We start from the raw sequence: 10054 nt of genomic DNA, 5'->3' as shown, positions 1-10054 counted from the left end.
ATTATCGAAGTTGGATTTTGGATCTGAGAAAAAAGAAGCAGCCTAGCCGTTAAGCTAGACTGTAGAAGCCCAGTGATCAGAGCGAAGCGATGTCGCTGGGTAGTTCACCTGAAGCTAACAAAAATAATTTTATTTTGTACACACGGAAATGCCATTTGATAAAAAACAACTATAGAACACTACTTCTGGGGCATTTCGAAAAAGTGGATGATGCAATCAATGAGGCCCAGTCAAAAGTTGGCCCAATTGAAGTTTGTAAATCATGTATCAGCAACTTAAAGTAATATTCATATTTTTCTCTTTTAAAGCGTATTAATTTTACTAACGTATAGCTATATAGCTTCTTACCATCCCTAAAAATATACGTTATCGCGTTTGAGTGCTTTAGCATCTCTTAATAAGGTCAGGTTTGAGTTAGCTACTTATAAACAGAATAAAAACTTATCTATGAAGCTCGGCAACAGTCATTGTGAAAATTAAATCACAATCAGCATGATTAGAATAAGAATGTGGAACATCGGTCTTTACAATAGCTGACTGACCTTTATAAAGTTCTGTTTCTTCTCCATCAATATTCAAAGTTAATATACCCGCTTCTACGTGGAAAAGCTCAAACGTACCGTGAGGGTGTGCTGCCGATTCAAAATTTTCAGATGGTTTCATCTCCCAACGCCATAATTCAATCATGTCTGGGCCGGCTGTTCCTGCTAATAGCTTAGCGTAACCACCATGTTCTCCATTCCATAAAATAGGAATATCATCTTCAGCAATGACATTGATAGCTGGCTTACTAGCAACATTAACAATATCTGCGACAGAAACACCTAGTGCGGCCGATAATTTACACAGGGTAGCGATACTTGGGTTCGCCGTTCCTTTCTCAACTTCAACAAGCATCCCTTTACTTATTCCTGCTTTTTTTGCCAATGCGTCAAGTGAAAGCTTAAGCTGTTTTCGGTGCTCTTTAATTTTAACTGCAACAGCTTGATTGATGTACTGAGCGTTGGAATCACTGCCGGTCATTATATTGACTTTTTTGGTCATAAAATTGTATCTTGTAGCAAATGAGTCATTACAGGAATTATCTAATGGTTATGCTACTACCGTCAATTGACAGTCGTATTTCTAATATAGCACCTGATTTTAAGGCGCTATGTATCACGCTTAAAGGCAGTGAAATTCATAACGCGACATATACAAAAGGCATACTTTTTGAAGCTTGCAAATCCATTCAGGAAAGCGATTTTGACTGGGCTGAAGCTCATTTAAATGCGTGGGGGGACGTGTATCGAAAGTTTGGTTCTAAACCTAAGCGCACTCCTTGCTCTGCGGCAGCTCTTCGAAAACGAGCGTTGAAAGATGGAATAATTCCCAGCATTGATCCTGTTGTAGATATTTATAATGCAATCAGTCTACGATTTGCCGTGCCAGTTGGTGGTGAAAATATAGATAGCTTTAAAGGCACGCCAACACTCACGATTGCTGATGGGACAGAGACCTTTGACACTGTTAAAAATGGTGTAAATTCAATAGAGACTCCTGATGTTGGCGAAGTTATTTGGCGTGATGATGTAGGCGTTACATGTCGTCGATGGAATTGGAGGCAAGGTATCAGAACCCGCATTGAGCCTAATACGCGTAACATGTGGTTTATTTTAGAAAGCCTTCCCGAAATGCCAATTCAACACTTGCAAGATGCAGGGCAGGAAATGATTAAACATTTTCAAATTATTATGCCCGACTCATCAATAGAACAATCGCTCGTTTATGCTCCGTAGAGGTTTAATGTGACACACTCTTTATTAACAGGCGCGGTCGTTTCCGGAGGGTTGATTGTCGCAATAGGTAGTCAAAATGCATTTTTATTAAAATGCGGGTTAAAAAAGCAATACGCATTGTCAGTCGCGACCATTTGCTTTTTAGGTGATATTTTTCTCATTAGCACAGGTGTATTGGGTTTAGGCGCATTGTTAAATGAAGCTCCATTCTGGAAGAGTGTACTGACCCTCGGTGGTGTACTATTTCTTTTATGGTATGGCTACCAATCAGCAAAGTCAGCTTGGAGAGGTTCAAGCCACCTTGAATTGGATAACTCCAATGTCGCTCAAAGCTGGTTAAAGGTATCTTTGATGGCTATAGCAATCACGTTTTTGAATCCACATGTTTATCTAGATACTGTTGTTATTCTTGGTGGCGTGACAGCTCAAATGGAAAGTGTTGAAAAATTATGGTTTGTTGCAGGGGCGCTGATTGCATCAGGAGTATGGTTTTATGGATTGGTGTACTTATCTAATAAATTGATCCCTCTTTTTAGCAAACCTAGAACTTGGCGTATCTTAGACTCGGTAGTTTCGTGCATTATGTTCGGTATTGCATTTAAATTAGCGATACCTTTGCTAAGCCACTACATATAAAGTGTTGATAAGCCTTTATTTTTAATCAGCTATTTATATTTAATAAGGTAAAAATTATGTTTCACGGATTATCTGCATTTCCATTAACACCAATGTATAAAAACTCAGTTGATGAAGGAGCCTTTATCGGCCTTATAGAGCGCTTGGTAAATGCTAAGGTCGATTCAATTGGAGTATTAGGTTCAACAGGGAATTATGCTTACCTTACAAGAGAAGAGCGTAAAAGGGTTGCTCAAATTGCTGTACAGCATTCGAACTCTATTCCTGTTATGGTTGGAATAAGCGCTTTAAGCACACGAGATGTGCTTAAAAATTTGGAAGATGCGCAAAACGCAGGCGCTAGTGCTGTTTTATTAGCACCAATGTCGTACCAAAAATTAACAGAGGAAGAGGTATTTAAATTATACAAGATTGTCACTACTGAACTATCTGTTCCGCTGTGCGTCTATGATAACCCCGGAACGACACATTTTCACTTCAGTGACGAGTTACACGGAAGAATTGCCCATCTACCTAATGTTAAGTCAATCAAAATCCCGGGAGTACCGAGCGACCCTCAAGCCGCATTCGAGCGTGTAAACCACCTTCGAAATTTAATTCCGGGGCATGTCTCTATAGGTGTGAGCGGTGATGCATGCGCTGCTAACGGATTAAAGGCGGGCTGTGATGTATGGTATTCAGTGATTGGCGGCCTATACCCTAAAACCGCACAATTACTCACAGCAGCTGTCAAAAACGGTGATATTGAGGAAGCGGTTCGTATCTCAGAAGTATTAACTCCTGTCTGGGAATTTTTTCAACGTAATGGTGGAAGCCTTCGTGTGGTAGCTGCTGCGGCTGAGATTCAAAATTTAGTTAAAGCCCCTTGCTTACCGTTGCCGCTTAGCGCATTAGATGGAACAGAAAGAGAGAAATTAGCCGCATTGCTTGATAGCTCAGAATTATCATAGTGTTAATTTTGGTGTTTATATAGGCGGTTCTCAAGGTTTAAATTAAGGATAATTATAATGGATGTGATTAATTACCCACTTATTTTGTTGGCAGCATTCGCAGCAGTAGCAAGCCCCGGTCCTGCAACGTTGGCAATAGCTAGTGCGTCAATGAGTCATGGCCGCTCACATGGCTTGAGTTTAGCGAGTGGTATTTTAACAGGTTCGATTATCTGGTCTTTTAGCGCTGCGTTTGGTTTGGCTGCGCTATTAAGTGCCAATACGTGGGTATTTGAAATCATGCGTTACATAGGGGCCGCTTATTTGATTTATTTGTCTTTGAAGTCTTTACGCTCTGCTTTTAGAAAGCCAGTATTATCATTACCACAAAGTCACTCGGTAACACTGTCTAGCGCCTATTTTAAAGGGTTATTTATTCACTTAAGTAACCCTAAAGCCATTTTATTTTTTACATCACTATACTCTGTCGGTGTTCCAGCTAATGTGAATACATCTGAGTTGATATCGGTTGTTTTTTTGGTAGGGCTTTTAAGTTCAGTTGTATTTCTTAGCTATGCCGTGCTTTTTTCTAATGCTGTAGCTAGGCATATTTACCTGAAGTCAAAGGTTGTGTTGGAATGTACGTTTGCTGCCTTTTTTGGTGCTGCTAGCATAGCAATATTTACTAGGGCTTCATCAAGTGAAAACTAAATGAAGAGATCAACTGATATTTGCGTATTAACTTATTAGAATAATCCCGAACGTACTGTTCTACCTAACTTTATTTTAAAGCTTAAATAAAATGTTCCAATATTTATACTGTGAGATAGTATTGAAATTTAAAGAACAGATGGACTGTTCAGCTGACCAAGCAGGAAACATAGAAATTGATGAACTAATCTTACATCTGCCTAAAATGCTTATTGATGTCTCAGAGCAATTTTATAGAGAACATGGACGTTTCTATATATTTAAAAGCAATAGGATGAATTAGTGTGCTATGTAATCCGATTAACCTAATTGAGGTAGTAGACACTAAGAGTGCATAAAAATGGTGACTCTACTTTGCAGTTCTGCTTAGTTATAGCAACCAGCGTAAGCTTGTGTTCAAGAGTTACTGATTGCTCTAGCACACCAACATACTTAATTCTTCAGAGCTTATTACCCTAGATTTCTAAATATGCTTTTGCAGTGTTGCTATGTATCTAGATGTTAGGAATGATGCAAATAATAAAGCAATAAAAGGTATGTATGCCCCAGCTGTAGGGTAAGAGTTGGGTAGGGCGAAATAGATTATGACACCTACTAAAATACCTTTGGTTAGTTTCTTAATAACTAACATACGAGTCTTTGTTTTGTTACCGAATGTATAAGCTCTAATTCTCCAGCTATAAACACCAATAACTAGTTGAGCAAGTGCGAAAGGCACTAAAATATAAAGCCAAATCATTAAAAGGTTTGCTCTGTGTAAGATTTGGTATGTAAGCGTTTGTATGTTGTTTGTGACTCTTTTCACTAAAGGCAAAAGCTTTGCTGTTAGCCTGGCTAAAGGGTTTTTATCGTCTGTATCTCGATTTACCTTGTCCAAGAAATACTGCTTAAATCCTGATCTCACAATGATTGTGTTGTAGTGCCTATACGATGCATCTGTAAGGTTAAGCCAATTTTTTTCACCGATGGCCTTGTAGCTCGCTTTAACTTCATTTTCTAGCATTCTGTTAAAGCTGGTGGGGTTTAAAGCAAGAACCTGTGCTGCCAACGCAAATAGAATAAAGGTGAATAACTTTGAGTATTCTTTTTTTCTATTTTGCTCTCCAGACTTATCCTTATACAGGTCTTCGCTGTCATTCTCATAAATCATGAAGAAAACGCCTCCTTAAATGTAAGGGTTTTACTTTCATCGAAATTAGGAATGCCGAAATAGAACAGGTGTGAACGCTTCACAATCTTGCTCATTAGAAAGTGCTGTATCATCAATAATGATTCTTGATTTAACTCTTTTTCAATCAAGTTTGGTTTAGCGCGTATTGCTGAGTTCTTGTGCGTGATGAGGAATTGGCCGATTGTCTCTAAGAGTGGGTCCCATACAGCAATACACGAGCCTGAACCCCCTGTGTAGACCATAACATCAAGTACGGCTGTAAGTTCACTTGTAACCGTGAAGAGAAAGGCCTTAAAAAACTCTGCTCGGCTCAGATGTGAATTATGTAAAAGAGAGTGCTGACCAGCTTTGTTAATGATGTGATTAAATAGATCGACATCTTGTTGTGGATGCTTCAATTCATCCCCAATAAAATCTAACAAATATCGAAGTGTTTCTTCCACAGCAGGTGCTTTCTTGTAGATGACTGAGTATATGTGCTTGTTATCTTCTGAAAGTGAATCATTCACATTGCTTTTTTTGTAGCATCTACTTTGGATTTTATATACTTTTTCTCTGCTCATCGTTGTATTACCGGTACTTTAGCTTTGATTGTTCTGCCGTCAGCAAGTCGTGCTACATATTGTAAAATAGGTAGCGAACCAAGTAGGCTTTCGTTAAATGCTTTGTCGTTTTGTTGTGTAAGCCTCTCAGCGTATGAAGAACCAAAGTCAGTCATGTCATTTGTGTTCCCTGAACTTTGACCTAAAGTGATTTGTTGGCTGGTTATTGGTACTTCACCAAATTGGCTGGAAGCATATTCTTGAGTTGATGTGTCGTTTGCTCTCATAGAGAAGAAGTTGTTGCACAGACCTAATACACGGTTTGCAGTAGCTGGGTCTGTTTTAGCTTCAATATCAGCTTTAGTTTGGGTTGCAATAAACATTTGCATAAATGCTGCACGACCTTGGGCTAATAAATTCAAAAGAGCATCATTCCCAGCAATCGCTGCATGTACTTCATCCACAAACACCGCTACTCGACGGCCTCTCCCTTCTGAGAAGTTGTATCGTGAACCTGCTACAGCAGCAATGTCAGCTAAAACAAGTTTGCTCAAATAACCAGCTGTCTTTGTGTCGCTGAGAGAATCAAGCGCCATGTAAAGTAGTCCTCCATTTTCAACGATGTCTGAAGTGTCTACATAACGACTGTCTTTCTCTCTTATTTTCCCTGATTTCTTTGATACACCTTCAATGTGATTTGATGTGTAATCTATACTTTCACTTTCAGCTGTATCGTATCTAGTATCCTCATCACGCGCATCTAAGCTTTCAGCTATCGCTTCTTCTGGTGATATAAGCTCATCCATAGGTGTAGATGTAAGGACGCTAAAAATAGGAAGTAAATTAGCTGTCATCTTTTGCATATGCTCGGCGTTGTGCATAAGCAACTGAATTATGCCATCCACTTCTGGTGACTGATGTTGTTGAGATATAACTTGTTGATAGTAATTTAGCATTTGCTCTAAACGAGTTTTCCCGAAAGAGCTCATTTTGGCGCTAAGTTGAGTCTCCCAATCTTCCCCTAAGCATTTAGCGTAGTGTCTTTCAAGGCACTTTTGAGTTAAGGCGGTTTTGCCTGTTGTCACATAAAGAGCAATCGATTTGATTTGTGGTTGTATGCCCGCATAAAGCATCGCGTTAACTGTTGAGTTTATGACGTTCCAGTTGAATCGAATGAAGCTATCTTCTTTACCCGACTCAACCATAATGGATGCGATACGTTCAGCTATCTCAGTCGGTCTATTCCAGTTTTTAATCGGATCTATTGTGCAAGATGTAGATGGTTTAGAAGGGTGAAAGTAGTGGAAGTGCTCGCCCTTACCAAAATGTTCCATTTCCGCTTGTAGGGCTTTTCGCCACGATGAGTCGTTTTTTGGGTCTAATACAATGACGGTATAGCCTTTGTGGATCATCGCGAGGCTAAGCAAAATGAACATTGTTGTTTTACCGGTACCAACATTGCCCATAATCATAGAGTGGCCAAAGAACGTTTCAGCATCTACGTATTGTCTTTCGGCATCCCCGACACCACCAATCCATGGCTTACCGCCAAGCTTTAACGTTTCTTTACGCCATTTTTTAACGAATGGTTTAAGAAATAGTGGAAGCTTCACTTCTTGTTTGTCAGAGTATAATCCTTGTATTTGATATGAGCGATTTGCATGCTCCACACCCCATTCAAATCCATTTCCAATGAATATCTTGTTATTTCCCTTCTTTTTATTGTTTGGATTTAGGATATTCTCTTTAGCCATGTGCTCTTGACGTATTGCTTTTATATCCTCGAATTCAATCTTGTTGAAGAAGATTTTGCACTGGCGTTTGACTAGTGGAATTGCCTTTAGAGTGTAGTGTCCACATTGAGCGGTGAGTATTGTAGTGATTCCAAAACCCACCATACCGATATGGCCTTCACTCTCAATAACGCTTGAAGTAAAGGTTACAACACCAGCGGCTAAAGAGGCGTAAGCCTTATTTAATTCATATACAGGTCGGTATAAATTTTCGTGGAATAATGGGTTACTACGTTCCTGCGTCATGTTTCACCTTAATATGTATGTCATTCTTATCTTGTACGATTGAACTCGACAAGATATTTGTTTCGCTGGCTTTGCTGTTTGTGACGGCATTAACAAGAGTTTTCTTATCTCTTATAGGTGCAATTAAAAAGCCGTCTCTTAACTCAACTTTTTCGTGAATAATGTTTCCAAATAATAATTCAGCAGTCTTAGGGGTTAAGCCAATAGCAAGCAGAGATTCAATATCTAACTTTGCTTTCTGAGGTGTATTATCAGCCGCGGTTACATCTGAACTATCCTGATTTTCATTTGATTTCGGCTTTTTTTCAGCTTTTTGGTTTTGACTTGGTTCAAGCGACCTCGCTTTAACGTATTTACGCTTATTGATGATGAAGTAACGAATTAATGCTGGTGGCTTTCTTTCGATAAGCCCCGCTTTTTCAAGTTCGTTTTCTAGATTGTCGTCAAGATTGTCTTTCCATTTATCATCAACAAGGTAGTAGTTTTGACCATCGATTAAAATCGGCTCTAAGGTCTTTATGAACTCAATGGCTTTGGTCGTTGAAGTCACCTTAATACCACTCTTTGGTTTTGGGGCTGCTTTTTTAAGTGTTGTTTCGTTATTTTGCTTTTCCGGTACCTTTGCGCTTTGTTGGTTGGTTGGAGCAAATAGCTCACCATTAGTGTTCTTTGGTTTTTCCTTTTTAGGTTTATCTTTGTTCGGGCTATCCTTTTGAGCTGCTTTTGCCTTTTCAGATGGATTGTTAGGCTTAATGGGCTCTTCCGCAGTAGCTTCTCCTTTGGCTTTACTGGTATTAGGCTTGCCGTTTTTTTGCGGACTCTTTGTTGCCGAATGCTCAACTTTCATTTCTAGAGAATCACTATTAGCTTTTAAGTGAGCCGCAGCCTCATGAGCAATAACATTTTCTTCGCTTATGTATCGGTAACCCTCACTTGAGTAGATGACTGCGTTTAGCCCCATGTCGAGTTTTAATAGGCCGTAACGGTTTGGTGGAATAACTTCACCTTTAAGCAAAAATAAAGGCCACTCCAGACGAATAACGCCAATACCGCCCTTAAGATTTTTACTGATGAGTAAATCAATACCCTCAGACAGGTTAGTAACAGTTTCAAAAAAGAGCGCGTAATCAGTTTTTTCTTGCTTACGAAGAATGCCCCTATCCATCATTTTTTCACGCAAAAGACTTGGATTGTTAGGAACAGTTGGATCTGATTGATGCATTTCCTTTGCTAACTCATTGAAGCATTCAGGCCACCGAAGGTATATCTCGTTATCAATAGCAATAGCTTTACCTTCTGTTAGCCATACTTTGGCTTTATCTTGCATTAGCTTGAGGATTTTCTCGTGTAACGCTGACTTCCTTGCGCCAAGGTCGTTGTCCCAAGTTGTTTGAATGTCTTTGGCAGTTGAAACATAGTCAGCTGAGCGAACCGCTCTTTGTAAGTAGCCATCTATACCTTGATAGTTTGCAAGGGTGGTGCTTATGTCTTCAAGTAAGTTGCCAGGGCATGTGCCTATGTACCTCTTTGCATCAGGTGTGAGGATTTGTTGAAATATGGGTTGCGGAGAAACTTCATGCCCCTTATGGATTCTGTCTTTTCTCCATCTAATGCCAACTTTTGTTATTTTGTTTTTTTCTTTCCAGCTAACAAGGTCTTCTATAATTGGAATCCAGATGTTATTTGGATTGCTTTTATCGTAAATATCCATATCAGTTTGCATCTTCCCTGCATCGTGCACTAAGCCGCAAAGCCATGCGGCGTACTGATATCTTTTTGTTCTTTGTCTCTCGATGTCTAGAGGGAATTCTTGAGGGAGGAATTGAGACTTTGCTTGCCTTAATGCCAAATCAGCTACTTGTAAACTATGTTCAATTAAGCCGAACTCTTTAGCATGGTGATAACCCTCAGAAGCAGGAAGGTTGCCACAATATCTAGCGTAGTTTTTAATCGTATCTATAAATAGACCCTGAAAGGTTAGGTTCTCTTTTTCCCAATCATGGCAATTTCCAAAACAGTAGCGAGTTTGAGCAATTAAATATTTATTATCATCAATGATCTGATTAACTAACTCTGGGCTATTCGATCTATCAAGATCTACATTGCACTTCTTTGCGTCATCTCTCATCAAGCGAGCGGCATTTTCACTTTGAACGATTAGATACTTTTTCTGAACTTTAAAAAAAAGCTTAATTAAAATAGTAAAAGGAATAAGTAAAAGCTTCATATTTCTCTCTGGAAAAATTAG

Annotated in this window: 9 protein-coding genes; 4 read left to right on the top strand and 5 right to left on the bottom strand. The window is 39.2% G+C overall.

Going from position 1 to position 10054, the window contains the following annotated elements; all coding sequences use genetic code 11:
* Positions 1–441: 441 nt before the first annotated feature.
* On the bottom strand, positions 442–1044 hold the full coding sequence (locus BIZ38_RS17175; protein ID WP_187490840.1) for a helix-turn-helix domain-containing protein: 603 nt from the start codon (positions 1042–1044) through the stop codon (positions 442–444).
* A gap of 44 nt (positions 1045–1088) precedes the next feature.
* Between BIZ38_RS17175 and BIZ38_RS17170 the strand changes: the two genes are divergently transcribed.
* The 4 genes from BIZ38_RS17170 to BIZ38_RS17155 are packed head-to-tail and all read left to right on the top strand — an operon-like array spanning position 1089 to position 4054.
* Entirely contained in the window at positions 1089–1778 is a 690-nt protein-coding gene (locus tag BIZ38_RS17170; protein ID WP_187490839.1) for a B3/4 domain-containing protein, read from the top strand.
* A gap of 9 nt (positions 1779–1787) precedes the next feature.
* Positions 1788–2414 carry a LysE/ArgO family amino acid transporter gene (locus BIZ38_RS17165; RefSeq protein ID WP_187490838.1) on the top strand — a complete coding sequence of 209 codons (627 nt, stop codon included), beginning with the start codon at positions 1788–1790 and terminating at the stop codon, positions 2412–2414.
* A 56-nt stretch (positions 2415–2470) separates the two neighbouring features.
* Entirely contained in the window at positions 2471–3364 is an 894-nt protein-coding gene (locus tag BIZ38_RS17160; RefSeq protein WP_187490837.1) for a dihydrodipicolinate synthase family protein, read from the top strand.
* A gap of 57 nt (positions 3365–3421) precedes the next feature.
* Positions 3422–4054, top strand: a complete 633-nt coding sequence (locus tag BIZ38_RS17155; protein WP_187490836.1) for a LysE family translocator — start codon at positions 3422–3424, stop codon at positions 4052–4054.
* Between the two features lie 463 nt (positions 4055–4517).
* Here BIZ38_RS17155 and BIZ38_RS17150 read toward each other — a convergent pair whose 3' ends face one another.
* From BIZ38_RS17150 to mobH, 4 genes are read right to left on the bottom strand one after another with little or no spacing between them, the layout of a single operon-like run.
* Positions 4518–5204, bottom strand: coding sequence for a DUF4400 domain-containing protein (locus tag BIZ38_RS17150; protein ID WP_175080794.1), 687 nt, complete (start codon positions 5202–5204; stop codon positions 4518–4520).
* Positions 5201–5734, bottom strand: coding sequence for a hypothetical protein (locus tag BIZ38_RS17145; RefSeq protein ID WP_187490835.1), 534 nt, complete (start codon positions 5732–5734; stop codon positions 5201–5203). Before BIZ38_RS17145 ends, BIZ38_RS17150 begins: the two co-directional genes overlap by 4 nt.
* A gap of 50 nt (positions 5735–5784) precedes the next feature.
* Entirely contained in the window at positions 5785–7806 is a 2022-nt protein-coding gene (locus tag BIZ38_RS17140) for a type IV secretion system DNA-binding domain-containing protein (protein WP_187490834.1), read from the bottom strand.
* A complete protein-coding gene (gene mobH / locus BIZ38_RS17135) occupies positions 7790–10033 on the bottom strand; it encodes a MobH family relaxase (protein WP_187490833.1) in 2244 nt (747 codons plus the stop codon). The genes BIZ38_RS17140 and mobH overlap by 17 nt, the downstream gene beginning before the upstream one ends.
* Between the last annotated feature and the right edge of the window lie 21 nt (positions 10034–10054).

It is taken from the genome of Pseudoalteromonas sp. BZK2 (genome assembly GCF_014349195.1).
GTDB lineage: Bacteria > Pseudomonadota > Gammaproteobacteria > Enterobacterales > Alteromonadaceae > Pseudoalteromonas > Pseudoalteromonas simplex.
Note: the sequence above shows the minus strand (reverse complement) of the source record. Positions and strands in the feature narration are given on the sequence as shown.

Coding starts and splice junctions, on each gene's coding strand:
- BIZ38_RS17175 (WP_187490840.1), bottom strand. CDS start 1,044: ATGACCAAAAAAGTCAATATAATGACCGGCAGTGATTCCAACGCTCAG.
- BIZ38_RS17170 (WP_187490839.1), top strand. CDS start 1,089: ATGGTTATGCTACTACCGTCAATTGACAGTCGTATTTCTAATATAGCA.
- BIZ38_RS17160 (WP_187490837.1), top strand. CDS start 2,471: ATGTTTCACGGATTATCTGCATTTCCATTAACACCAATGTATAAAAAC.
- BIZ38_RS17155 (WP_187490836.1), top strand. CDS start 3,422: ATGGATGTGATTAATTACCCACTTATTTTGTTGGCAGCATTCGCAGCA.
- BIZ38_RS17150 (WP_175080794.1), bottom strand. CDS start 5,204: ATGATTTATGAGAATGACAGCGAAGACCTGTATAAGGATAAGTCTGGA.
- BIZ38_RS17140 (WP_187490834.1), bottom strand. CDS start 7,806: ATGACGCAGGAACGTAGTAACCCATTATTCCACGAAAATTTATACCGA.
- mobH (WP_187490833.1), bottom strand. CDS start 10,033: ATGAAGCTTTTACTTATTCCTTTTACTATTTTAATTAAGCTTTTTTTT.